Below are 24,715 nucleotides of genomic sequence, written 5' to 3'. Positions count from 1 at the left end.
CCCGGAGTGCCTCCGCAAGCGCAGCCGCCGCTCGGCTCCTCGCCGACGCAGGCCACCGACGAGCTCTTCTTCGAGGGCATCGCCAAGCACAGCGCCAACATCGGCACCTACCTGTGGTGGGTAGGCGTATGCATCCTCGGCGGCGGCATCGCTTACGGCCTGTTGCAGATCGAGGCGCTCCGGGGCAAGCCGCTGTGGCTGCTCGCCCTGATCGGCACGCCGATGCTGCTGTGGTCGTACCTGCAGCACATCAGCACGCGCTACAAGATCTCGCGCCGGCGGGTCGAGTTCCAGAAGGGCGTCATCACCCGGCGGCTCGACTCGCTCGAGCTGTGGCGCGTGCTCGACGTGCGCTACGAGCAGAGCGTCCTCGACCGGATCTTCGACAACGCCAAGATCACCCTCATCGGCACCGACCAGACCCATCCGAACCTGCTCCTGTACGGCCTGCCGAACCATCGCCAGCTGTTCGAGCGCCTGCGCGAGGCGGTGCAGTTCGCGCGCAGCAACAACCGGCCGATGGAGCTCGCGCCCGGCGCTCACGAGGGCGGCGACGTGTTCGGTCATCACCACCACTGAGCCGCGCATCTTCGCGCCGCTCGGGACGGGCCCCGGCCGGTCCCCGGAACTCGCTTGCGGTATTCTCGCCGGCGATGAAGCCGCAGAACCCGTCCGCCCTGCACATCCTCGCCTTCGTGTACCTCACCTTCAGCCACGTCACCGACGGCGAGCTGAGCCACGAGGAGATCGACACCATCGCGCGGGTGCTGCACGGCTGGCTGCCGGACGCCACGAGCGACCAGATCTCCCGCGTCATCGTCGACACCGCCGCGTGGGTCAACGGCATCGCCAGCGACGAGGAGCGGCTCGCGCAGGCCGAGACCTACGCCCACCTCATGAAGGAGCAGATGAGCGAGAAGCAGCGCAGCGCGGTGCTGGTCAACCTCATCGAGCTCGCCCGCGCCGACGGCAAGATCACCGCGACCGAGGAGCAGTTCATCGGCCACCTCACGCGGACCCTCGGCCTCGCTTGAAGTAACGTTCGCCGCGCATGCGGCCCGACGAGGCGTTCTACCTCCCCGACGGCGAAGCAGACCGCGCCGCCCGCTTCATCGCCACCCCCTGGACCCGCGGCCCCTGGGACCTGCGGCTGCAGCACGGCGGCCCACCGACCGCGCTCATGCTGCGGGCCATGGAGCGCCGCGCCGGCGAGCTCGGTGACTTCCAGCTCGCCCGCGTCACCACCGACTTCCTGCGCCCGGTCCCGATCGCCGCCTGCGACCTCGTCGTCGAGCCGCTGCGCGCCGGCCGGCAGGCGCTCGGCCTGCAGTGCACCCTCGCGGTCGACGGCCGCCCGTGCGCCCGCGCCGGCGCCCTGTTCATCCGCCGCGCCGCCGTCCCCGTCCCGCCCGCGCTCGCGCCCGAAGACGACCCGCTCGACCCGCGCGGCCTCCCCGAGGGGACCTTCGACTTCTTCCCCGACCCCGTCGGCTACCACACCGCGATGGAGCTGCGCCTCGGGACATGTCCTCTGGAACCTGGCTTCGGGGACGGGTGGCTGCGGCTGCGCGGTCGGCTGGTCGCCGGCGAGGCGCCGAGCCCGGCCCAGCGGGTCGCCGTCGCCGCCGACGCGATCAACGGCGTCGGCTTCGCCCTCGAGTTCGCCCGCTGGACCTTCATCAACGCCGACCTCACCATCTACCTCCACCGCGCGCTCGAGGGCGAGTTCGTGCGCCTGCGGACCCGCCACGTCTCACAGCCCGACGGCCTCGGCCTGGTCGACGCCGAGCTCGGCGACCGCCGCGGCCCGATCGGCCGCGCGCTCGAGGCCCAGGTGCTCGCCCCGCGCGAGCCCGCGGACGGCTGAGACGCCTCCGGCGAGGCGACGCCGATCCCAGGTCGGCCGCTCGCCCGCACCTGTCCCGGAGGACATTCGATAGAACCCGGCGAGGCGACGTCCCGGTCGCCTCGCACCTGTCCCCGAGGACAGTTTATTTACAGCCGGCGAGGCGACGGCCCGCAGTCGGCCGTCCGCCTCGCACCTATCCCGGAGGACAGCCGGTCAGACCAGCGAGTACCCGCCGTCGGCCACCACGTCGGCCGCGGTCATGAACGACGACTCGTCGGACGCGAGGAACACCGCCGCGTTGGCGATCTCGTCGGGCGTGCCGCTGCGGCCGAGCGGCGAGGCGCCGTGGGTCGAGGACTTGACGTGGGCGATGGTCGCCTCGTCGAGGCCCATGTTGACCAGGATCGGCGTCTCGGTGAGGCCGGGGCTGAGCGAGTTGACGCGGATCTTCCGCGGCGCCAGCTTGACCGCGAAGGTGCGAGCGAACTGCCGCACCGCCGCCTTGGTCGCCCCGTACACCGACATGAACGGCGTCGCCTTCTGGTGCAGCCCCGACGCGATCAGGACCACCGAGCCGCCGGCCGGCATCAGCGGCAGCGCCTTCTGCACCGTAAAGAACACGCCCTTGACGTTGGTGTCGAGCAGCATGTCGAGCGACGCCTCGTCGACCACGTCGACCGGGCCCATCACGCTGCGGCCGGCGTTGGCGACCACGACGTCGACGCGCCCGAACTTCTCCTTCACCGCGGCGTACAGCCGCTCGATGTCGGCGACGCGGGTGACGTCGGCCTCGACCGTCAGAGCGTCCGCGCCGAGCTCCTGCTGCGCCGCGTGCAGCGACGACGCGCTGCGCCCCGCGATCGCCACCTTCGCCCCCTCGCGGACGAACGCCTTGGCGATCGCCAGACCGATCCCGCTGTTCCCGCCCGTGATGACCGCGACTTTGTCCTTCAGTCTCATACGTCCCCTCTTGCCCGCAGCCTACGCCGAAGCGCCAGCGCTTGGCCATCGGTCTGCACGCGCGGAACCGCCCGGGCACGCGCATCGACATGTCCCTTCGGACATGTCATAACCGCCGCTCGATCGACGGCGAACTGCGGTACGCCGCGGCTCCTGCGCCGCGCCGCGAGCGAGCGGGCACGAGGCCGCGGCGTGCATGTCTCGCTCGGGCCGCGCGTCGCCGCGTCCGCGCCCGTCCACACCACCCGCGCTACCCTCCGCGGCGATGGAGCCCGACCCGCGCGAGCTGCAGACACCCGGCCAGCGCGTCCTGTCGCGGCTCCATCGCATCTTCGTCGGCGAGCGGCACGAGGGCAACTACGTCCTCACCCGCTTCGTCGTCCTCCGCGTCCTCGGCCTCGTGTTCGTCGCCGCGTTCGCCACCGCGGTCACCCAGCTCGTGCCCCTCGTCGGCGCCCACGGCATCACGCCGATGGGGCCGGTCGACGACTTCTGGGCCCGGCCGACCCTCTTTGGTGGAGCGCCTCCGACGCAGCCCTGGGGACTGTCAGCCTCATCGGCCTCGTCCTCTCGATCGCCCTCCTGCTCGGCTGCGAGAACGCGTTTCTCCTCGTCGTCCTGTGGGCCCTCTACCTCTCGATCGTCCACGTCGGCGGCCGCTGGTACGCGTTCGGCTGGGAGATTCAGCTGCTCGAGACGGCGCTCCTGTGCGCCTTCCTCGGCCCGCTCGCGCGCCTCTTGCCGCTCGCCGGCGATCGCCCGCCATCCTACGTCGCCGTCGTCCTGCTGCGCTGGCTCGCCTTCCGCATCATGCTCGGCGCGGGCCTCATCAAGCTGCGCGGCGACCCGTGCTGGACCGAGCTCACCTGTCTCGAGAGTCACTTCGAGACCCAGCCGCTCCCCAACCCCGTCAGCTTTTACTTCCATCACTTGCCGCCGGCGGTGCTGCGCGGCGGCGTCGTCTTCAATCACCTCGCCGAGCTCGTCCTCCCGTGGTTCGTGTTCGGCCCGCGTCGGCTGCGGATCATCGCCGCGCTCGGCATGATCGCCTTTCAGCTGACCCTGATCGTCAGCGGCAACCTCTCCTTCCTCAACTGGCTCACCCTCGTCCCGCTGCTCGCCTGCCTCGACGACGGTTTCCTGGGCCGCCTCCTCCCCGCCCGCCTGCGCGCGCGCCGGCGACGGCACCGCCCGTCCCACCCGCGCCGCCGTCATCGCGGCCGCGAGCTACGCCCTCGTCGTCGCCTGGCTCAGCCTCGACGTCGTCGCCAACCTGGCCGGACGGCGCCAGCAGATGAACGCCTCCTTCGATCGCCTCCACCTCGTCAACACCTACGGCGCCTTCGGCAGCATCAGCACGATCCGTCTCGAGCTGCAGATCGAAGGCACCGACGCCGCCGTCCCCGACGATTCGGCCGTCTGGCGGCCCTATCATCTGCCGTGCAAGCCCGGCCCCGTCGATCGCCGGCCGTGCTGGATCTCCCCCTATCACCGCCGCCTCGACTGGCTCATGTGGTTCGCCGCGCTCGACGTCGCCGGCAACGGCACCCTGGCCCGAGAGACATGGCTCTTCAACCTGCTCGATCGCCTCCTCGCCGGCGAGCCGACCGTTTTGAGCCTGTTCGCCGACCCCCCGCAGTTCCCTGGCGGCGCGCCCACCTTCGTCCGCGTCGACGTCTACCGCTACTGGTTCGCCCCGCTCGGCGGCCCGGACTGGTGGAAGCGCGAGCGCCTCGACCAGCTGATCCGTCCCGTCGCCCGCGACGATCCCGACCTCCGCGGCCTGCTCGACGGCGAGTGAGGTGCGCAGGACCTCGCCCGCGCCTGCGGACGCGCTAGGGTCAGGCCGAGATGGCATGCAGGGGCTCTCCGGTGGGGATGTGCGCGGATGGGTCGACGCCGACGAGCTCGAGGAGGCCGGCGGCGAGGTCGGCGTAGGCGATCGGGCGCCCCGCGGGGTCGACGGCGCCGGTGGTGAAGTCGATCGGAGCGGCGTGAGTCGAAGAGGAGGGGGAGCGCGAGTGCCCGGGTCGCGAAGATCCTCCGCGACTCGCAATTCAAGCGCCGTTCCAGGCCGAAGGCGAGGGTCGGCGCTTGCACACCGGCGGCCAGGGACGGCCGTGGCGAACCGCGACGCTCGGCGCCTGCGGCGGTGATGACCTCCCCGCGGGCAGCGACAGCGACAGCGGCGCCGCGACCTCGACCGGCGCCACCACGAGCGACGATCCCACCGCCGGTACCACCGGTGACGGCGGCGACCATCGCCCGCCTCGTCCGCGAGATCGGGCCAGCGGTCTACGAACAGTTCCAGGCCCGGCTCCTGTTCGCCGTCGCCGTCGAGTCCACGGAGTGCTGGCTGCTTCCGCTCTACTACGGCGACAACCACCGCAAGAAGACCATCAACTGCCTCCGCACCTTGAACGAAGCCCTCAAGGGGCAGGAGGGGTTCTCGATCGACGTCAACCAGAAGCAAGTCAAGTACTACCGCAAGATCGTGAAGCGCCTCGGCAAGCGCAAGGACGTCGAAGCACACGCCCGCCACAACAGCAGCTTCGGACGCTTCCTCGCCAGCCTTGAGCCGCTCCGCTCGGCGGCCCCCGAGCCGACACCGTAAGCGTCGGACGTCGCGGACGAGACTCGCGCACCTTTTCCACGAGGACGCGCGAGGGTGAGCGTCCGCCTGCCTGTCGGCAGGCCGGCCGATCACGCTATTTTCCCTGCGTGCGCCTCGCCTTCGCCGTCCCCTTCGCCCTCGTCCTCGCCTGCGCCGACGGCTTCCCCGACACCGCCACCCTCGACATCGGCACCAGCTTCGACACGAGCACCAGCACCAGTACGAGCACCAGCACCACCTTCTCGACGACCTTCTCCACCACCTTCGACACCACCGGCGATCCGACCACCACCGGCTCGAGCACCTCCACCACCTCGAGCACCTCCACCACCGACGAGCCGCCCGACTCGCTCCGCCAGTACGACCTCGACGGCGACGGCCAGCCCGACACCGACCTGTCTCTCGGGACATGCTCGCAATCCGCCGACCTCACCTGCCTGCGCGTCGAGAGCGACCTCGTCCCTGTCCTCGAGGTCAGCCTCAGCCCGCTCCCCGATCAGTGCGACGGCAACTTCTTCGGCGCCCCGCGGATCACCTTGATCGGCGATCACGACGGTGACGGCCTCAGCGAGGTCACCGCGCGTCACTGTCGCTTCGACGGCGACCAGGGCCCGCCTTCGCTGGCCGTCGTCACCCTCCCCACCGCCGCCGTCAGCGCCCGTGCCGACGCCCCTGCCGCCCAGGACAACGCCTGGACCGACGACCTCCGCGATCCGCAGGGCCTGCGCCACCCGTTCCTCGCCCCCTCGTACGGCGACGGCGACAACCCGCAGGGCAACTGGGGTCGGCTGTGCGTCTACCGACCGGACCTCCCGCCCGCGGAGGGCTGCGGACCTGGCTTTTCGGCCATCCCGACCCTGCTCGCCCCCGGCGAGTTCCGCGAGGTCGGCGGCACCTTGCAGGACCTCGACGGCGACGGCTGGGAGGACATCAACCTCGTCTATCACCGCCGCCAGCACACCGTCTCCGCCGCCACCCTCGCGCTCGTCCACGACCTCGAGTACGACGTCGCCGCCGCCAGCGAGCCGCAGAGCCCGAAGTGGTTCCACTCCGGGCGCAACTACGGCACCCACAGCGCCGTGGTCGGCGGCGACGGCCAGCGGCGGCTCGTCGTCGTCGGAGGCGCCCCTGTCGGCACTTTCGGCGACGACCTGTGCAACGTCAGCCGCTTCCTCGCGGTGCTCGAGTCGAGCCCTGGCCAGCCGGCCACGCGCAAGCTCGCGTGGTCGACCTACTTCTCGTTCTCCTCGACCATCTTCAAGACCTACGATCCGGTCTACACCGCTGACCCGATCGCCGACGTCGCTCGCCTCGCCGACGCGGTCGACGGCTGCATCCACCGCTTCGGCGACAGCCGCACCGTCATGGACGGCGACGAGGTCCTGCTCGTCAACTACTTCGCCATGGACGCTCCCGTCGACCTCTGCCTCGACGAGCAGTTCGCCCTCTATCAGCCGCCCACCTGGACCGACGCCAAGGCCGACGCCTGGTACGGCTGCTTCGCCAAGAACCGCAAGGCGTCCGGCAAGTGGGGCATGCAGGTCGTCGACGAGCGCACCGGCCAGGGCCTCACCGGCAGCCAGCAGACCTACGTCTGGGGCTGGAGCGACCAGCTGCGTCCCGGCGAGATCGTTTACCTCGTCGAATACCTCCCGCCCACCACCCGGTGGGACCTCAGCGACGTCGCCCCGAGCGCCTTGCAAGTCCAGGCGCTCGTCGGCGGCCTGTGGCAGAGCCGCGGCACCTTCCCGGTCGCCGGCCGGCCGAAGCTGCAACAGCGCGTCCCCACCGGCGCGCAGGGCGTCGGCTCGTACACCACCTTCGCCGAGCTCACCTTGCACCCCGGCGACCCGGCCGGCGTCGAGCTCGAGGACGGCACGATCGTCGCCCACGACCCCGACAGCGACGCGTGGCTCGTCCGCTGAACTTCTGAACATGTCCCTTTGAACATGCCCCGAAGCGCTAGTCATCCGCCCGCCCCGCGAGCGCCGGCCTTCCCCCCGACGCCGGCGCGAATTCGGGCGCCTCACGAACATTGTTTATTCGGCCTCCTCCTGCATCCCAGGATTTCTGACATTCGAACATTTCATTAAAAACAACAAATTCAAACCACAAATCCGCTAGCCTCGAGACATGGCTACCTCGACGCGCGCACCCTCCATCCTCGCCGGCCTCTCGTCGCCGCTCGCGCTCGCCCTGCTTCTCGCCTGCGGCCCGCAGCCGGCCACGACCACCGACGGCACGACGAACGACGGCACCACCACCGCGACCACCACCGGCGCACCCGTCACGACCAGCGGCGAGCCCGGCACCTCCTCCACCGCGTCGACGACCAGCCCTACCACCGCCGACGACCCGACCACCGACGCAGCGTCCACCGGCGCCGGCTTCATCGTCTCCCCCGACGGCGGCACCTGCACCCATGGCGTCCGACAGTCCCGCTGCTACCAGTGCGACATCTGGTCCCAGGACTGCCCCGGCGCCAGCAAGTGCAGCGCGTACGACTCCGATCACGACGGCACGTGGGACGCCCACAAGTGCGCCCCGCTGTTCCCCGATCCCGCAGCCCCCGGCGAGCCGTGCACCGTCGAGGGCAGCCCGACCAGCGGCATCGACGACTGCGACCTCGACTCGATGTGCTTCCTCGTCGACCCCGACACCCTCGTCGGCACCTGCGTGCGCACCTGCGACGGCTCGCCGGAGGCGCCCGAGTGCCCCGCGGGCGACGCCTGCCACGTCAGCCACGACGGCGACCTCTCCCTCTGCCTGCCGAAGTGCGATCCGCTGCTCGCGGACTGTCCCATGGGCCAGGTCTGCATCCCCACCTCGTACCAGGACTTCGCCTGCACGCCCGACCTCTCGGGCGCCGCGGGCCAGGCGTTCGATCCCTGTCTCGACGAGGCCGCCTGCGACCCCGGCCTCGCCTGCGTCGACGCCGAGCTCGCCGCCGAGTGCGACCCGCAGCAGTCCGGGCGCTGCTGCCTCCCGTTCTGCGACCCGGGCCAGCCCCCCGCGTGCCCCGGCGCTGGCCAGCAGTGCCTCCCCTTCGTTCACCCCGGCGCCGACGAGCCCGTCCCCGGCGGCCCCGGCCTGTGCGCCCTCCCGCCGTGATCCTGCGCCCTTCGTGCATGTCCGAACGCACATGTCCCATCCGACATGCTCGTTCAAACATGCCTTATCAGACAGCCTGCTACCCGACCATCAGGCGCCCCTCGGGGAACGTCACCCGCCCGGCCTTCTGGGCCCCGAGGGCCAGCGCCAGCGACGTCGGGCCGACGCGGCCGATGAACATCAGCGTGATCAGGACCCACTTGCCGATCGCGTGCAGGTCGTCGGTGATCCCGAGCGACAGGCCGACGGTCGCGACCGCGCTGACCACCTCGAACACCACGTGGGAGAACGGCAGGTTGTGGGTCGCCAGCATGATCACCACCGAGATCGCGGTGATGAGGCCGGCGACGGTGACGATGGTCGCCGCGCGGTACACGATCTCGTTGGGGATCGCCCGCCGCATCAGCACCGCGCGCGGTTGGTTGTAGAGCATGGCCGGGAGCGCCGCCGCCAGCACCGCCAGGGTCGTCACCTTGATCCCGCCGCCGGTCCCGCCCGGGGCCGCGCCGATGAACATCCACACCATCATCACCGCGATCGTCGCCTGCTCGACGCCGGTGAAGTCGACCGTGTTGAACCCGCCGGAGCGCAGCGTGATCGACTGGAAGGCCGCGTTCATCCACTTGTCGAACGTCGACATCCCGGCCAGCGTCGCGTCCCACTCGAGCAGCGCGTACAGCAGCGTCCCGAGCACGATCAGCGCCAGCGTCATCCACAGCACCACCCGCGTCTGCAGCGAGAACCGGCGGTGGACCCCGCGCGCGCGCAGCCACAGCGCCGCCAGCACCGAGAAGCCGACGCTGCCGACCACCACCAGCGCCATGATCGTGCCGAGCACCACCGGGTCCTCCTGCTGCGAGATCAGCGAGTCGGGCCACAGCGAGAAGCCGGCGTGGCAGAACGCCCCGACCGCGTGGAACACCCCGAACCAGGTCGCGTCGAGCAGCGGCATCCCGTGCTGCGAGAACCGCAGCGCCAGGATCCCGGCCCCCAGCGCCTCGAGCGCCAGCGTCGCCACGACGATGAAGCTCGCCAGCTTGTAGGCCGCCCCCGGGCTCTGGATGTCGAGGATCTCCTCCAGCGCCTGCTCGCTGCGCAGCGCCAGGCGGCCGCCGAGGAGGATGGTCGCGAACGTCGACAGCACCATGATCCCGAGGCCGCCGAGCTGGATCAGGATCAGGATCACGCCCTGGCCGAACGGCGAGAACGTGGTCGCGGTGTCGAGCACCGCCAGGCCGGTGATGCAGGCCGCGCTGGTCGCGGTGAACAGCGCGTCGAGGAACGACAGCGGCTCGCCGCGGGCCGACGCCGGGAAGCTCAACACCAGCGCGCCCGTCGCCGCCATCGTGCCGAACGTCGACAGCAGCAGCAGCGCCGGGCGGTGCAGGAAGCTCTGCACGAGGTCGTCGAACAGCGGCCCGCGGGCCAGCACGAACGCGAACACCACGATCTGGTACAGCGACAGCGCCACCAGCCCGGCGTTCAGCGCCGACGTGCCCCACGGCACCCCCAGCAGCAGCAGCGCCAGCCAGATCAGGTGACGCGGCTTCTGCCGCAGCACCGCCAGCATGAACGGCCCGGTCAGCACCACCACCCCGAGCCCGAGCAGCAGGCACGTCAGGTCGGCCACCCGCGAGTTTGCGATCTCGAAGCCGACGATCGACAGGTTGGCGATCAGCGACACCGCGAGGATGTGCCGCGCCGCCGCCCCGTAGCGCTGGACCCACACGAAGTCCGGCGTCACCTTCTGCTCTTGTCGGCGCGCTCGATGGCCGCGCGCGTCGGCGACGAAGAACTCGTTGGCGACGTGGACGCCGCTCCACAGCATGACCGCCCCGGCGACCGGGAAGTCGTGGATCATCGCCGGCAGGAACGCGCCGACGTTGAGCGACAGCAGGATGAGCGAACCCCAGGACGCCCATCGCCGACCTTGCAGCGCTGCAAGGGAGAACAGCCCCGACAGCGCGACCAGCACCGCGGCGTAGATCGTCCCGAGCAAGGTCACCTGACTCGAGCCCCCGAAGTGACCGAGCGGCGAGTCGGTCACGATCATGCCGAGCACCCCGACGGCCGCGAGACCGACGAGTCGAGCGGCCTGCAGGCGGCGGGTCGGGCGCGGGACCGGCGTCGACGACATGGGGGCGACCGGCCTGCGACCATACCACGACCGTGCGCACCGCCACCGGGGCGCCGGATGCGGGCGCGGGACCGCCGCGGGTCCGCCGCGTCCTGGGTTATTCTTGCGGTCGCATGAGCGCCGCCGGCTTCGCCGACCACATCCGCGATCTGAGCATCGTCCTCAGCACCGCCGCCGTCACGAGCCTGATCTCGCAGCGCCTCAAGCAGCCGCCGGTGCTCGGTTACCTGCTCGCCGGCATCCTGCTCGGCCCGCACGTGCCCGGATCGTGCTCGGCGGCGAGGCGAGCACGGAGCTCACCCACAGCCTGTCCGAGCTCGGCGTCATCTTGCTGATGTTCACCATCGGCCTCGAGTTCAACCTGCGCAAGATCGCCCGGATCGGCCCCGTCGCCGGCTTCACCGCGGTCGTCGAGGTCGGGCTCATGCTCTCGCTCGGCTTCGTCGCCGCGCGGGTGCTCGGCTTCAGCCCGATCGAGTCGCTGTTCGTCGGCGCCTGCGTCGGCATCTCCTCGACCATGCTGGTCGCCAAGGCCTTCGAGGAGCAGAAGCTGAAGGGCGGCTTCGCCGAGGTCGTGTTCGGCGTCCTCGTGTTCGAGGACATCATCGCCATCCTCCTGCTCGCCGTGCTCACCGCCGTGTCCTCCGGCGAGGGCCTGACCACCGGCGAGTTCGCGCTCGAGATCGGCAAGCTGCTCGGCTTCCTGCTCGCCCTGCTGGCCATCGGCCTGCTCGTCGTGCCGCGCTTCATCCGCGGCGTCGTCCGCGTCAGCCGCAGCGAGACCACCCTGATCGCCGGCATCGCGGTGTGCTTCACCATGGCCACCCTCGCCACCGAGGCCGGCTACTCGGTCGCGCTCGGAGCCTTCCTCGCCGGCATGCTGGTGTCGGAGTCGGGCGAGGGCGGCAAGGTCGAGCACCTCGTCCAGCCGTTGCGCGACATCTTCGCCGCCATCTTCTTTATCGCCGTCGGCCTCTCGATAAACCCGATGGACGTCGTCACCCACTGGCTGCCGGTGGTCGTGCTGACCGTCCTCGTCCTGGTCGGCAAGACCGTCGGCGTCGCCCTCGGCGCCTTCCTCACCGGCAACGGCGTCAAGCACTCCGTGCGCTCCGGCATGAGCCTGGCGCAGATCGGCGAGTTCTCGTTCATCATCGCCGGCCTCGGCATCGCCCGCGGCGCCACCGGCAGCTTCATCTATCCGGTCGCCGTCGCCGTCTCGCTGCTCACCTCGCTCACCACCCCGTGGATGGTCCGCAACTCCGAGCGGATCGCCGACGCCGTCGATCGCCGCCTGCCCGCGCGCCTGCAGACCTTCGTCACCTTCTACGAGGCGTGGATCGAGCAGCTCAAGACCGCCCGCGGCCCGATCTCCACCTGGCAGCGGATCCGTCGCACCATCATCCTGCTCGGCGTCGACGCGGTCCTGCTGATCGCCAGCCTCGCCGGCGCGCGCCTCGTCCGCGGGCGCGTGATCGAGGCGCTCGAGGGCCGCTTCACCCTGCCGCCCTGGCTGGTCGAGCCCGCGTTCACCGGCGCCACCCTGCTCGTCGCCGCGATCTTCTTCGTCGGCGTCATCCGCCAGAGCGTCAACCTCGCCAACATCCTCGCGCGCATCGTCATGCCCGAGCGCCCGAGCGACGGCACTTCGCGGCCCGACCTCGGCGCCGCCCCGCGCAACCTCATCATCGTCATCTTCCAGCTCGCGCTCGGCCTCGCCGTCGGCCTGCCGCTGGTCGCCATCACCCAGCCGTTCGTGCCCCCGGGGTCCACCTTCGCGGTGTTCGCCCTCATCATCATCGCCCTCGCGGTCAACGCCTGGCGCAGCATCAAGAACCTCCAGGGTCACGTCCGCGCCGGCGCCGAGCTCGTCGTCGAGATGCTCGGACGCCAGAGCCGCCGCGCCGCCGAGTCGCACCACGGCTCGCCCGCGGTGATCGAGCCCGAGCCCACCGTCGAGGAGATTCTGCCCGGCCTGCCCGGCATGACCGCGGTGCAGATCGTCGAGACCAGCGCCGGCCTCGGTCGCAGCATCTCGCAGCTCAACCTGCGCCTGCGCACCGGCGTCGCCATCCTCACCATCCACCGCCCCGACGGCACCGAGGTCCCGCAGCCGATCAGCCGCCACAAGCTCGCGCTCGGCGAGGTCGTCACCCTCGCCGGCTCGCGCGAGGCCGTCGACCACGCCAGCGAGATCCTGCAAAAGGGCCCGGCGGTCGACCCGAAGTTCCTCAGCTACGCCGGCTGACGCGGCCCGCGCCGGGCGCCCGCGCCGCCGAACGCCGACCTCTGCAAGAAAATCCCGAATCGAGGCAGCGCCTGGCTATCCTCGTGGAATGCCGGAGTGCGCGGTGTGACCGAGCCCGATCCCGTGGACGACCCGACCGTCGAGCTCGCGCAGCTGCGCCGACGCGTCGCCGAGCTGGAGGCCGAGCTCGCGGTGCTGCGGCCGTCCGAGGCCGAGCTGCGGGCCATGTTCCGGGCCATGACCGACGTCGTCCTGGTCATGAGCCGCGACGGCCGCTACCTGCGGATCGGCGACACCGCGCCCGACCTGCTCTACCGGCCCTCGTCCGACCTCATCGGCAAGCGCATGCACGACGTCATGCCGGGCGAGACCGCCGACTTCTTCCTCGCCCACATCCGCCAGGCGCTCGATCGCCAGCGCGTCGTCAGCATGGATTACAGCATGCCGCTCGAGCAGCGCGAGGTGTGGTTCTCCGCCAACATCTCGCCGCTGTCGGCCGACGCGGTCGTGCTCGTGTGCCGCGACGTCACCGAGCGCAAGCGCAACGAGCTGCTGCTGCAGGACAGCCTGCGCCAGCAAGAGCTGCTGCGCGCCCACGAGGCTGCGCTGCTCCAGCCTCGACCCCGCTGATCCCGATCAGCGACCAGGTCGTCGTCATGCCGCTGGTCGGCCGGCTCGACCGGAGCCGCGTCGAGCACGTGCTCCAGACCCTGCTCGACGGCGTGCAGCGGGTCCACGCGGCGGTCGTGATCCTCGACATCACCGGCGTGGCCGTCGTCGACGCCGCCGTCGCCGACGCGCTGGTCCGCACGGCCCGGGCCGTCGGCCTCCTGGGCGCGCGCGTGGTCCTGACCGGGATCCGCCCCGAGGTCGCCGCGACCCTGGCTGCGCTCGGGACCGACCTGATGGGGCTCGTGACCCGCGGCACCCTGCAGGACGGCATCCGCCACGCCCACACCGATCTGGTCGCCCCCCGCCCCCGGCCCTGACCTGTCCTCACGGACAGCAGCGTCCGCACGCGCAGGCCCGCGGGCTTGCGGCGATCCGTGATAGAACATCCGGCTGTATGGTGAGGCTTCCACGGCTCGGAATCGCCGGTGCGCTGATTTTGCTCGGCAGCGCCTGTTACGACGACAACAGCGCCCGGGACAGCGACCAGGCCGCGAGCAGCACCGGCGCCTCCGCCGGCACCGACGCCTCGACCGGTGACGCGCCGACCGGCACCGGCGGCGAGTCGGACAGCGACAGCGGCGACGCGCCCGACGCCTTCGTGCCGGCCGAGCCCGTGCTGCCGCGGCTCACCGCCACGCAGTACCGCAACGCCATCGAGCACCTGCTCGGCCCCGGCCTCCCCGGCCTGCCGCTCGAGCCCGACACCAACCCGTATCTCTTCTACAACATCGGCGCGACGAGCACTTTCATCTCCGAGCTCGGCGTGCAGCAGTACGAAGAGGCCGCCGACGCCCTGTCGCGGGCGGTGTTCACCGATCAAGCGCGGCGCGAGGCCCTGGTCGGCTGCGTCCCGCTCGCGCCCGGCGACGGCTGCGTGCAGAACTTCATCGGCAGCTTCGGCCGCCGCGCCTATCGCCGGCCGCTCACCCAGGACGAGCAGGCGCGCTGGACCGACGTCGCCACCCAACTTGCCGAGGGCGACGGATGGCGCGGCCTGCAGTTCGCGGTCGCCGGCATCCTGCAGTCGCCGCACTTCCTCTACCGCGTCGAGCTCGGCGAGCCCGACCCCGGCGACCCCACGCGGCTGCGCTTCACCGGCTGGGAGATGGCCACGCGCCTGTCCTTCCTGCTGTGGAACGGCCCGCCCGACGACCTGCTGCTCGACGCCGCCGACCGCGGCGACCTCTACACCGACGCCGGCCTGAACGCCGAGGCCGAGCGCCTGCTGGACGACCCGCGCGCCCGCGTCGCCCTGCAGGAGTTCTTCGCCCAGTACCTCGACCTCGCGCGCCTCGACCACGTCAGCCGCGATCCTGCGCGCTGGCCGATGTTCAGCCCGACCATGACCGCCTCGATGCGCACCGAGGTGCAGCTATTGGTCGACGACCTGATCCACCGCAACGACGGCGACATCCGCCAGCTGTTCAGCACCCGCCGCACCTTCGTCAACGCCGAGCTGGCCGCGCTCTACGACGTCGCCGCCGAGGGCGCCTCGCCGATCACCTTCGTCCCGGTCGAGCTGCCCGAGGACGGCCCGCGCGCCGGCATCCTCACTCTCGGCGCCTTCCTCACCATGAACGCGCACGAGACCATCACCTCGCCGACCAACCGCGGCAAGTACGTGCGCGAGCGCGTCCTCTGCCAGGTCATCCCGCCGCCGCCCGGCGACGTCGACACCGACCTCGGCGACGACGAGAACATGGACGCCCAGACCGTGCGCGAGAAGCTCGAGCAGCACCAGAGCGACCCGGTGTGCGCCGGCTGCCACTCGATCATCGACCCGCCCGGCTTCCTGTTCGAGCACTTCGACTCGGTCGGCGGCTACCGCACGCTCGACAACGGCTACCCCGTCGACGCCAGCGGCAACCTCGACGGCATGCCGCTGGACGGCGCGCGCGACCTCGCCGAGGCGCTCAAGACCGACCCGCGCGTCGGTCGCTGCATCGTCAACCAGCTGTACCGCCACGCCACCGGCCGCCTGCCGCAGCCGTCCGAGAACCCCGCGCTCGAGGCGCTCGAGCAGCGCTTCATCAAGGCCGACCACCGCTTCAAGCAGCTGCTGCTCGACCTCGTCGTCAGCGAGGCGTTCCGCACCGTGGCCGAGGAGACCGACGCATGAGCTTCCTGATCCGCAAACCGCCCATCTCGCGCCGCACGCTCCTGCGCGGGGGCATCGGCGGCGCCGCCGTGGCCCTCGCCTTGCCGCCGCTCGAGGCGATGTTCGCCGAGGAGGCCCGCGCCGCCGATCCGAGCAGCGACCCGATCTTCGGCCTGTTCTACTGGGCCAACGGCGTCCCCTGGCACGCCGGGCACGGCCCCGATCAGGGCGCCAACAGCCCCGGCGGCGACGTCTGGACCCCGCCGACGGTCGGCGCCGACTTCACGCCCTCGCCGCTGCTCACCCCGCTCGCCGCCCACAAGGTCAGCGTCGCCACCGGCCTGGAGCCCAAGACCGAGGTCCCGCAGCCCGACAACGGCCAGAGCGACGGCCACATGCGCGGCTTCATGGTGGCGATGACGGGCGACCGGATCCGCCCCGAGGGCTTCGACCACCCCTCGCACACCCTCACCTGTCTGCGGCCGACGCTCGACCAGTACGTCGCTGGCCACGAGCAGTTCTACGGCAACTCGCCGTCGCGGTTCCGTTCGCTGTGCCTCGGCGTCAGCGAGGCCCGCTTCCACGACTACGGCCACTGGAACGCCATCTCGTTCACCGGCCCCGACTCGCCGGTGGCGGCGATCCACAGCCCCGCGCAGCTCTACTCGATGCTGTTCGACGTGCCGGCCGACCTGATGGCGCTGACCCGCCGGGTCACCCTCATCGACGCCGTCATGGCCGACGCCGAGGGCCTGCGCGGCCGCCTCGGCGGCACCGACAAGCAGCGGCTCGAGGCCCACCTCGACCACCTGCGCGAGGTCCAGCGCCGCCTCGACCTGTCCTCGGGGACATGCGACGTCATCCCCGCCGCCCCCGGCGACTCGGCCGACGTCGTCGCCCGCACCGACATCATGGCCGGGCTCTTGGCCGCCGCGCTCAACTGCGGCCTCACCCGCGTGTTCTCGTTCATGCTGAGCTCGCCGGCGACCACCCACGTGTTCAACAACCTGGGCGTGCCGAACGGGATGCACCAGGTCTGCCACGACGGCCAGTGGGAGTACGTCCGCAGCATCACCGAGTACCAGATGCTGGCGTTCGCCCGCCTGCTCGACCACCTCGCCGCCGCCGTCGACCCGATGGGCGTCAGCGTCCTCGACCGCGCCTGCGTCTACGGCGTGTCCGAGTACGGCGAGGGCTACAAGCACAGCACCGCCGAGATGCCGGTGGTCCTGGCCGGCGGCGCCGGCGGCAAGCTGGTCCGCGGCTACCACTACCGCGAGCCGGGCGGCAACCTGTGCAAGGTCCACGTCACCATCCTGCGCGCCCTCGGCATCGACACCCCGAGCTACGGCTTCAACGGCGGCGAGACCACCGAGCACCTCACCGGCATCCTGGCCTGAGCGCCATGCCCCGAAGGACCTGTCCCTTGCACCCTGGCGTTCGGATCATGTCCCGGGGGACATGGCTCCTGCTCGCGCTCGCGGCCTGCGCCGACGGCGGCCGCGACGACGGGTCCGGCACCGCTTCGACCGAGCCCGCCGCGACCGGCACCGACGCGAGCGGCCCTACCTCGACCGGGCCCGACACCGGCGACGACCCGCCGACCTCCACCACCGACGCGAGCAGCAGCAGCGGCGCCAGCGGCGTCGACGACCCGCCGCTCGTGTGCGACCCACTGACCACCTGCGGCGTGCAGTGCGTCGACCTCATGACCGACCCGGCCAATTGCGGCCAGTGCGGCATCAGCTGCGTGATCCCGCGGGCCACCGCGGCGTGCAGCGTCGGCCAGTGCGCCCTCGGCGAGTGCGACGACGGCTGGTTCGACTGCGACGAGGACCCGAACAACGGCTGCGAGCAGGCGCTCGCGCCCGGCCAGATGTGCGGCCTCGTCTGCAAGCCCGACAAGGCCGAGGCCTGCAACCTGTTCGACGACAACTGCGACGGCCAGTGCGACGAGGGCGCCCTGCCCGGCTGCCGCGTCGGCGTCCACCGCAGCTCGAGCCCGACGCTCGGCCACTTCTACACGACCGACGCCGCCGAGGCGATGTCCGGCGATTTCACGCCCGAGTCGCTCAACTTCTATTATTTGTACTCGGCCGCCGGCGCCGGCGTGGTGCCGTTCTACCGCTGCCTCAAGCCCAACGGCCGCCGCTTCTACACCACCAGCGGCACCTGCGAGAACGCGGCCACCCTCGAGGGCCCGCTCGGCCACATCGCCACCGACCCGCAGTGCGGCGCGGTCCCGCTGTTCCGCCTCTACGGCGCGGGCGACCACTTCTATACGACCAGCGAGGCCGAGCGGGACGGCGCGGTGGCGATGTACGGCTATCAATACGAGGCGGTCGCCGGCTACGTGTGGGCCGGCCCGTGAGCGCCCACGCGGCCGCCTGAGCGCGCCGGCGCGGGCCCTCGGCGCCCCCGCCCCTCGCGGCCAGGGGGCCCCGCCGTCGCGTCCTCGCGGCCGTCGGCTCGCAACGCCCCCTCGCGCCCCCGGACCGCGCTCGCGCGCCGCTGGGCCCGCTCGGACGCGCGCGGCCTGCCCTCGTCGCGCGACGCCATCGGACCGGGCCTGAGCCCCGCCGGCACCCAACCCAGGGGCTGCGCCGTCGGCCGTCCACCCCCTCCAACCCTCAACGTTCGTCGCGATTGCAGCATTCGCCGAATGGCACTCGTGGTCCTGACAGTGCCATACGCTGATTGTCCATTGTTCTGCCTCGGCGAACACCGCGCATTTCGGTGAGGCCGGCGCCTCGCACGGGCGGTATATTTTGCGCCGAGGCCCCGCGGCGCCCGTATGCCTGCAGCGGTGATTTCCATTGCGCCAGCCGGGCTCGTCTGTCAATTACTGGAGCTTGGATGATTCGCCGGTGCGGCCGCTCGCGAGCGCGGCGGCCGACACCGACGATTGCGGTGGGCTGACGATGGACGACGACAGGGCGCACTTCGAGTACCGAACACCGGTTATTCAGCTGTGGGGTCGACTCGTCGTCCCGCTGCAGGGCGACATCACCGACGAGGTCGCGGCGGCGCTCGTGGACGACGTGCTGCAGCGGATCCGCGACAGCTCGGCCGCCGGCCTCGTCCTCGACGTCACCGGCATGTGGACGATCGACAGCCACCTCTGCCACGTCATCGCCGGCCTGGCCGCCGCCGCCCACCTGATGGGCACGCCCACCGTCCTGTGCGGGATGAGCGGGGCGATCGCCATCACTCTTCAGACCATGGGCATCGATTTCCGCCAGCTCACACCGCGCTGACCCTCGAGGACGCGCTCGAACGCCTCGGCGTCGAGGCGTGCATTCGCGATATCGACCTCGAGGCCCAGGGCCCCCGTTACCGGATAGAGGAGACCTGACTGATGGATACGCACCCCCACCGCCCCCCGAGACACAATCCGTTGAAGTATGCGGCCTCGAATACCGCTGGGACCTGGCCCGCGGCAGCTTCACCATCGGCGGCGTCGCCGGCGTCGCCTTCTTCCGTGATTCGTCGCTGGCGCGGCTCCTCGTCGGATTTTTGACCACCCTCGGACCGCATCGATTCGCACTGATGCTGCTCGCCGAGGGCCAGCGCAGCATCGACGAGGACTGGGACATCATCGCCGCCCGCCCCAGCTTCGAGGCCGGCTTCGACGAGCTCGCCAAGTACGCATATACGGCGGGGTGGGGGCGCTGGGAGCTGGTCACGATCGACCGCGAGGCCCGGCGCGGCGTCTTCCGCGTCCACAACGGCTGGGAGGGCGCGGTCCAGCGGGCCACCGCGCTCAACTGGGGCGTCGGCCTGGTCGCCGGCAAGTTCACCGGCTTTTGCCAGCAGCTGTTCGGCTGCAACTGCTGGCCGCGGCAGACCCGGTTCATCGCCGACGGCGACGCCTGGGACGAGATCGTCGTCGAGCCCTCGCAGCGCACCGTCGCCGACGAGCTGGGCGCGCTGGCCGACGCCGGCCTGGCGACCCACGCCGACCTGCAGCGCCTGCTCGCCGACCTCAAGCTCAGCGCGGCGACGCGCGAGCGGGCCCTGACCGAGCGCGACCGCATGGTCGAGGAGCTGCAGGACAAGCTGCACATCATCGCCGAGCAGCGGGTCGCCATCGCCGCCCTCTCGACCCCGATCGTCCAACTATGGGACGAGGTGCTGGCCGTCCCGATCGTCGGGGCCATCGACGCCGAGCGGACCAGCCGATTGATGGAGAAGCTGCTCGCCAGCATCATCGACAGCAAGTCGCGCTTCGCCATCCTCGACGTCACCGGCGTCGAGACCATCGACGCCGCCACCGCCGACAACTTCGTCCGCATCATCCGCGCCGTCCAGCTCCTCGGCGCCCACGGCGTGCTGTCCGGCATCGTCCCCGCGGTCGCGCAGACGCTCGTCGACCTCGGCGTCGACCTGTCCGGCGTCCGCACCTTCGCCAACCTCCGCGAGGCCCTCAAGGCCTGCCTCGCCGAGCCCGGAGGGCCCGCCGCCATGCTTGACCTGCACCGCCGCTTCTTCGACCTCAGCACCGAGCTGCTCTGCACCGCCGACAGCGGCAGCGGCCACTTCGTCGACCTCAGCCCCGGGTGGGAGGACGTCCTCGGCTGGACCCTCGACGAGCTGCGCAGCGCGCCGTTCATGGACTTCGTCGACCCCGCGGATCGCGACTCCACCCTCGCCGCCACCGCGCGCCTCGCCGGCGGCAGCGACATCGTCCGCTTCGAGAACCGCTACCGGCGAAAGGACGGCTCGTACGTCCCGCTCGCGTGGGCCTCGACTGCGCCGCAGGCCCCGGGCGACCCCATCTGCGCCGTCGCTCGCCTCATCGCCACGCCCGACGCCGCCGACGCCGCCGACCTCCGGCTCGGCGAGATCCGCCGTGAAGCGCTCACCGCCGCGGTCTCGACCCCGATCATTCAGGTGTGGGACGACATCGTCACCATGCCGGTGGTCGGCCTCGTCGACAGCGTGCGCGCGGCCGACATGAAGTCGGCCCTGCTCGCCGCGGTGGCGCGCACCGGGGCGAAGTTCGCCATCGTCGACCTCACCGGCGTCGACGTCGTCGACACCGCCACCGCCGATCACCTGCTCCGGGTCATGCGCGCGGTCCAGCTGCTCGGGGCCCGCTGCGTGATCACCGGGATCCAGCCGTCGGTCGCGCAGATCATCGTCGGCCTCGGCCTCGGCCTGCCCGGCGTCGTCACCCTCCGCAGCTTGCGTGAGGGGCTGCGCTTCTGCCTGCGCGACCTCGGCTACGCGGTCCGGCGCGAGCAGGCCACCCCGTAGGCGCCTCTCCCTTCACGCCGCGCCGGCGCCGACCCGCGCCGCCGGCGGGCCGGGTCTGCGTGTCGGACCCACTCGCCGGCGGTGTGGTGAATATCATCGCCACGCATTGCCGCGCTTCCGCCGTCCGCTAGGTTTTTCCCCGCAAGGGAGACGACGCGGATGTCCACGAAATTGTCCTTGGGCCTATTCATAACAGTGGCGATTGCCGCGCTCGCGTTCGACGATTGCATCTTCATCAACTTCGGCGACGAGGACGACGACGACCGCGAGGAGCAGCGCCAGCAGGCCCTCCCCACCTCCGCGCCGACGCCGGGACCGCGTGACGTCCACGCGCGCGCCACCGCTCGCCGCCGAAGCGGACGCCGGATCGGGTATCGTGCTCGCGTGCGCCGCGAGCCCCCGATCCGCCGAGCCTGGCCGCCCGCGCTCGCCCTCGCCGCGGCCACCGCCTGCACGCCGCCGCACGACGCCTCGCCGACGGGCTGCCCCGCGCCGCTCGCCGAGTTCGTGGACGTCGCCGCGACCGAGCAGCACCTGCTCGCCCTCGCCGACCTCGCGCGCGCTCACGCGGACACCCGCGCCGCCGGCAGCGACGGCTTCTCGGCCGCCGCCGATTACGTCGCCGCCCAGCTCACTGCCGCCGGCCTGAGCGTCCGCCGCGAGCCGTTCACCTTCGACGACTTCGTCCTCCTGACCCCTCCGCGCCTGCTCCGGCCCGACGTCGCCGCCCCCGAGTACGTCGCCGGCGTCGACTTCCGCGTCGCCGCCTTCTCGGCCAGCGGCGACGTGGCCGGACCCGTGATCGCGGTCGACCTGTCCCTCGGGCCAGGCAACGAATCGACCAGCGGCTGCCAGCCCGAGGACTTCGCCGGCTTCTTCCCCAGCAGCATCGCCCTGCTGCAGCGCGGCGGCTGCACCCACCAGCAGAAGGTCGCCAACGCCGTCGCGGCCGGCGCCGCCGCGGTCGTCTACTTCAACCAGGGCGACATCCCCGAGCGCCTGCCCCTGTTCACCCCGCGCCTCGCCCTCCGCACCACGATCCCCGTGGTCGCCCTGCCGTACGCGCTCGGCGAGTCGCTCGCGCAGCAGAGCGACCTGCAGCTGCGTGTCGTCGTCGCCGCCGAGGCCGTCGTGCGCGAGACCGTGAACGTGATCGCCGAGACCGCGCCGACCGCCAGCGGCCGCGTCGTCATGCTCGGCGCGCACCTCGACTCGGTGCCCGCCGGCCCGGGCGTCAACGACAACGGCTCCGGCGTCGCCGCGCTGCTCGCCATCGCCGGCGCCCTGCCGCGCTGTGACCTCCGGCATCAGGTCCGCTTCGCCTTCTGGGGCGCCGAGGAGCTCGGCTTGCTCGGCTCGACCTTCCACGTCGAGGCGCTGCCGGCGGGCGAGCGCTCCGCGATCGCGCTCTACCTCAACCTCGACATGATCGCCTCGCCCAACCCGGTCCGCTTCATCTACGACGGCGACGGCTCGGCGTGGCAGAAGGCCGGTCCCGCCGGCTCGGCCGCGATCGAGATCGCCTTCACCGACTACTTCGCCGCCCTCGACGTGCCCACCCGCGAGACCCCGTTCGACGGCCGCTCCGATTATTGGGCCTTCATCCGCCACGACATCCCCGCCGGCGGCCTGTTCACCGGCGCCGAGGCCCGCAAGAGCGCCCACGAGGCCCAGCTGTTCGGCGGCGAGGCCGAGGTCGCCTACGACCCCTGCTACCACGCGCCCTGCGACGACCGCGACAACTACAGCCGCGACGCGCTGATCGAGAACACCCGCGCCACCGCGCACGTGCTCGCGACTTTCGCCATGAACGACCCCCCGCTGCCCGACGAGCCGCCGCCCGTCGCCCCGCGCGCGGCCGTCGACCTCCACCCTCCCGAGCACTGCGACGCCAGCCGCTGATCGGCCGGGCTGAGCCGCCGACCTTCGATCCCGCCCGGCCGTCGCGCCAGTCGACGCACCGTCGCCGCGCCCGCCAGACCACGCCCGCACTCGCGTGCGTCGAAGTCGACCTCGCAAGCGCGGCCGTCGACGCGTGCGCGCGGACGATCGCCCGCGCGCAGCCTCGCGACAACGTCCGCAGCGGCGCCCCCTCCGCAGCGTCCGCGAGGATCGCCGGCGAAGCCCCCGCGTGCGCCGTTCCACACCGGCGGCGAGTGCGACCGCCGCGGGTGCTACGTTGCATCCGGAATGCGCGAGCCTGCCGCTCTCCTCCCCGATGTCGCGTGCCGGATCGCCGACGCGCTCGCCGGCCTCGGCGCCCTCGACGCCGTCGTCGCCGTTCCGCCGCACGCGGACGTCGTCGTCGCCACCGGCACCGCCGCCGGCCTCCTCGCCCACGCCTCCGACGACCCCCGGCGTCACATCCTCGCGCGCTGCCTCGCCGGCGTCGTCGTCGACGAGGAGGTCCAGCGCGTCGGCGACGGCGGCCTCGTCGCTCGCGTCCGCGCGCGCGGTGCCGGTGCGCGACGCCGACGGGGCCGTCCTCGCCGCCGTCGCGGTGTTCGCCGAGGTCACCGCCGAGCAGCGCCGCCTCGTCGCCGCCGAGCTGCTCGACGACGCCGGCCGCGTCCTCCTCGAGTCGCTCGAGCTGGCCCGCGTCGCCCAGCTCGGCGCCGAGCTGCTGGTCCCGCGCCTCGGCGACGTCCGCCTCGTCTCGCTGCTCGCCGACGAGGACGAGCTGCGCCTGCTCGGCCTGGCCCACGCCGACCCGACCGCGCTCGCGCCCGAGCGGCCGCTGCACGATCGCTTCCCCCTCCAGGACCTCGCCTGGGATGTCCTTCAGGACAGCCGCGCTCGCCTCGTCGCCGACCTCGGCCCCCTCGATCCTCCGCAGCGCGCCCTCGGCCTGCGCGCCGGCGTCCTCGCCCCGCTGATCGCCCGCGGCCGCGCGCTCGGGGTCGTCCGCCTGCTCGCCGCGCGCCGGCTCGACGACGACGACCTCGACCTCGTGCGCCGCGTCGCCGACCGCCTCGCCCTCGCCCTCGACAACGCCCGCGAGCACGCCGAGGCCCTGCGCGCCAGCCAGGCCCGCGAGGACGTGCTCACCGTCGTCTCGCACGACCTCCGCAACCCGCTCAGCGCCATCACTCTCGGCGCCACCGTCCTGGTCAAGAAGCTGCGCGACGCCGAGGAGAACGTCGCGGTCATCCAGCGCAGCGCCGCCCGCATCGAGCGCCTCACCGAGAACCTGCTCGACCTCGCCGGCGCCCAGGCCGGTCGCCCCACCGTGCTCGAGCGCGAGGTCGCCGACGCGCGCGAGATCCTCGAGGACGCGCTCGCCCTGCAGAAGCCGCTCGCCGACAAGAAGGGCGTGCGCCTGGTCGCCCGCCTGCGCATGGATCAGGCCCCGCTGTTCTGCGACCGCACCCGGATCGCCCAGGTGTTCGGCAACCTCCTCGACAACGCGATCAAGTTCAGCGCCTCCGGCCAGGAGGTCGTCGTCGAGGGCGACCTCGAGGGCGGCCAGGTCCGCTTCTCCGTCCGCGACCAGGGCCCCGGGATCGAGGAGGCCGACCTCCCGCACATCTTCGAGCCGTTCTGGTCGACCGTGCGCGGCGGCAAGAAGGGCCTCGGCCTCGGCCTCTCGATCGCCCGCAGCATCGTCGACGCCCACGACGGCCGCATGTCCGTCGCCAGCGACCACGCCGGCGCGGTGTTCACCTTCACCCTGCCGCTCGCCCACGGCGCAGGCGGCGAGGACGCGCCGGCCGACGAATCATGACATGCCCCAACAGACATGTCCTCGAGGACATATGAACAATCGC

Annotated in this window: 21 protein-coding genes and 1 pseudogene; 19 read left to right on the top strand and 3 right to left on the bottom strand. The window is 71.8% G+C overall.

Annotated elements, in window-relative coordinates; all coding sequences use genetic code 11:
• The first annotated feature begins 6 nt into the window (after nucleotides 1-6).
• The 3 genes from OV079_RS55590 to OV079_RS05200 all read left to right on the top strand — a co-directional run bounded on the left by OV079_RS55590 (nucleotide 7) and on the right by OV079_RS05200 (nucleotide 1,867).
• Nucleotides 7-579: a PH domain-containing protein gene (locus OV079_RS55590; RefSeq protein WP_267766594.1), complete on the top strand. Its 573-nt coding sequence runs from the start codon at nucleotides 7-9 to the stop codon at nucleotides 577-579.
• Between the two features lie 74 nt (nucleotides 580-653).
• A complete protein-coding gene (locus tag OV079_RS05205) occupies nucleotides 654-1,034 on the top strand; it encodes a tellurite resistance TerB family protein (RefSeq protein ID WP_267702160.1) in 381 nt (126 codons plus the stop codon).
• A 17-nt stretch (nucleotides 1,035-1,051) separates the two neighbouring features.
• Nucleotides 1,052-1,867: a thioesterase family protein gene (locus OV079_RS05200; RefSeq protein ID WP_267766593.1), complete on the top strand. Its 816-nt coding sequence runs from the start codon at nucleotides 1,052-1,054 to the stop codon at nucleotides 1,865-1,867.
• Between the two features lie 195 nt (nucleotides 1,868-2,062).
• Here OV079_RS05200 and OV079_RS05195 read toward each other — a convergent pair whose 3' ends face one another.
• Nucleotides 2,063-2,809, bottom strand: coding sequence for an SDR family NAD(P)-dependent oxidoreductase (locus OV079_RS05195; RefSeq protein ID WP_267766592.1), 747 nt, complete (start codon nucleotides 2,807-2,809; stop codon nucleotides 2,063-2,065).
• A gap of 192 nt (nucleotides 2,810-3,001) precedes the next feature.
• Here OV079_RS05195 and OV079_RS57305 point away from each other — a divergent pair.
• Nucleotides 3,002-3,892, top strand: a pseudogene (locus OV079_RS57305) (lipase maturation factor family protein); the annotation flags it as partial.
• Nucleotides 3,893-4,103: 211 nt separating this feature from the next.
• Complete coding sequence (locus tag OV079_RS05185; protein ID WP_476703781.1) at nucleotides 4,104-4,610, top strand: hypothetical protein; 507 nt, start codon at nucleotides 4,104-4,106, stop codon at nucleotides 4,608-4,610.
• Between the two features lie 256 nt (nucleotides 4,611-4,866).
• Here OV079_RS05185 and OV079_RS05180 read toward each other — a convergent pair whose 3' ends face one another.
• Nucleotides 4,867-5,040 carry a hypothetical protein gene (locus tag OV079_RS05180; protein WP_267766590.1) on the bottom strand — a complete coding sequence of 58 codons (174 nt, stop codon included), beginning with the start codon at nucleotides 5,038-5,040 and terminating at the stop codon, nucleotides 4,867-4,869.
• Between the two features lie 14 nt (nucleotides 5,041-5,054).
• Between OV079_RS05180 and OV079_RS05175 the strand changes: the two genes are divergently transcribed.
• The 3 genes from OV079_RS05175 (at nucleotide 5,055) to OV079_RS05165 (ending at nucleotide 8,534) form a co-directional block, all read left to right on the top strand.
• On the top strand, nucleotides 5,055-5,423 hold the full coding sequence (locus tag OV079_RS05175) for a hypothetical protein (protein ID WP_267766589.1): 369 nt from the start codon (nucleotides 5,055-5,057) through the stop codon (nucleotides 5,421-5,423).
• 107 nt (nucleotides 5,424-5,530) lie between these two features.
• A complete protein-coding gene (locus tag OV079_RS05170) occupies nucleotides 5,531-7,348 on the top strand; it encodes a hypothetical protein (protein WP_267766587.1) in 1,818 nt (605 codons plus the stop codon).
• A gap of 208 nt (nucleotides 7,349-7,556) precedes the next feature.
• Complete coding sequence (locus OV079_RS05165) at nucleotides 7,557-8,534, top strand: hypothetical protein (protein ID WP_267778870.1); 978 nt, start codon at nucleotides 7,557-7,559, stop codon at nucleotides 8,532-8,534.
• A 79-nt stretch (nucleotides 8,535-8,613) separates the two neighbouring features.
• Here the strand turns inward: OV079_RS05165 and OV079_RS05160 are convergent, their stop codons facing one another.
• Nucleotides 8,614-10,671 carry a potassium transporter TrkG gene (locus tag OV079_RS05160; RefSeq protein WP_267766586.1) on the bottom strand — a complete coding sequence of 686 codons (2,058 nt, stop codon included), beginning with the start codon at nucleotides 10,669-10,671 and terminating at the stop codon, nucleotides 8,614-8,616.
• 32 nt (nucleotides 10,672-10,703) lie between these two features.
• Here OV079_RS05160 and OV079_RS05155 point away from each other — a divergent pair, with 32 nt between their 5' ends.
• The 11 genes from OV079_RS05155 to OV079_RS05105 all read left to right on the top strand — a co-directional run bounded on the left by OV079_RS05155 (nucleotide 10,704) and on the right by OV079_RS05105 (nucleotide 24,672).
• Complete coding sequence (locus tag OV079_RS05155) at nucleotides 10,704-11,006, top strand: cation:proton antiporter domain-containing protein (RefSeq protein ID WP_267766585.1); 303 nt, start codon at nucleotides 10,704-10,706, stop codon at nucleotides 11,004-11,006.
• Nucleotides 10,940-12,919: a cation:proton antiporter gene (locus OV079_RS05150; RefSeq protein ID WP_267766584.1), complete on the top strand. Its 1,980-nt coding sequence runs from the start codon at nucleotides 10,940-10,942 to the stop codon at nucleotides 12,917-12,919. Before OV079_RS05155 ends, OV079_RS05150 begins: the two co-directional genes overlap by 67 nt.
• A 123-nt stretch (nucleotides 12,920-13,042) precedes the next feature.
• The gene (locus OV079_RS05145; RefSeq protein ID WP_267766583.1) at nucleotides 13,043-13,549 is read left to right on the top strand and encodes a PAS domain-containing protein; all 507 of its coding nucleotides are present in this window, start codon (nucleotides 13,043-13,045) and stop codon (nucleotides 13,547-13,549) included.
• 26 nt (nucleotides 13,550-13,575) lie between these two features.
• The gene (locus OV079_RS05140) at nucleotides 13,576-13,908 is read left to right on the top strand and encodes an STAS domain-containing protein (protein ID WP_338088870.1); all 333 of its coding nucleotides are present in this window, start codon (nucleotides 13,576-13,578) and stop codon (nucleotides 13,906-13,908) included.
• A gap of 119 nt (nucleotides 13,909-14,027) precedes the next feature.
• Nucleotides 14,028-15,710: a DUF1592 domain-containing protein gene (locus tag OV079_RS05135; protein WP_267766581.1), complete on the top strand. Its 1,683-nt coding sequence runs from the start codon at nucleotides 14,028-14,030 to the stop codon at nucleotides 15,708-15,710.
• Nucleotides 15,707-17,089: a DUF1552 domain-containing protein gene (locus OV079_RS05130; protein WP_267766580.1), complete on the top strand. Its 1,383-nt coding sequence runs from the start codon at nucleotides 15,707-15,709 to the stop codon at nucleotides 17,087-17,089. Before OV079_RS05135 ends, OV079_RS05130 begins: the two co-directional genes overlap by 4 nt.
• Before the next feature lie 47 nt (nucleotides 17,090-17,136).
• A complete protein-coding gene (locus OV079_RS05125; RefSeq protein ID WP_267766579.1) occupies nucleotides 17,137-18,060 on the top strand; it encodes a hypothetical protein in 924 nt (307 codons plus the stop codon).
• Between the two features lie 496 nt (nucleotides 18,061-18,556).
• On the top strand, nucleotides 18,557-18,946 hold the full coding sequence (locus OV079_RS05120) for an STAS domain-containing protein (protein WP_267766578.1): 390 nt from the start codon (nucleotides 18,557-18,559) through the stop codon (nucleotides 18,944-18,946).
• Nucleotides 18,947-19,238: 292 nt separating this feature from the next.
• Complete coding sequence (locus OV079_RS05115) at nucleotides 19,239-20,948, top strand: STAS domain-containing protein (RefSeq protein ID WP_267766577.1); 1,710 nt, start codon at nucleotides 19,239-19,241, stop codon at nucleotides 20,946-20,948.
• 195 nt (nucleotides 20,949-21,143) lie between these two features.
• A complete protein-coding gene (locus tag OV079_RS05110) occupies nucleotides 21,144-22,850 on the top strand; it encodes a M28 family peptidase (RefSeq protein WP_267766576.1) in 1,707 nt (568 codons plus the stop codon).
• Between the two features lie 553 nt (nucleotides 22,851-23,403).
• On the top strand, nucleotides 23,404-24,672 hold the full coding sequence (locus tag OV079_RS05105; RefSeq protein WP_267766575.1) for an ATP-binding protein: 1,269 nt from the start codon (nucleotides 23,404-23,406) through the stop codon (nucleotides 24,670-24,672).
• The last annotated feature ends 43 nt before the right edge of the window (nucleotides 24,673-24,715 follow it).

Origin of the sequence: Nannocystis pusilla (assembly GCF_026626665.1) — a bacterium.
Taxonomy (GTDB): Bacteria; Myxococcota_A; Polyangia; order Nannocystales; family Nannocystaceae; genus Nannocystis; species Nannocystis pusilla.
This window is presented reverse-complemented; position numbering and strand designations above follow the sequence as displayed.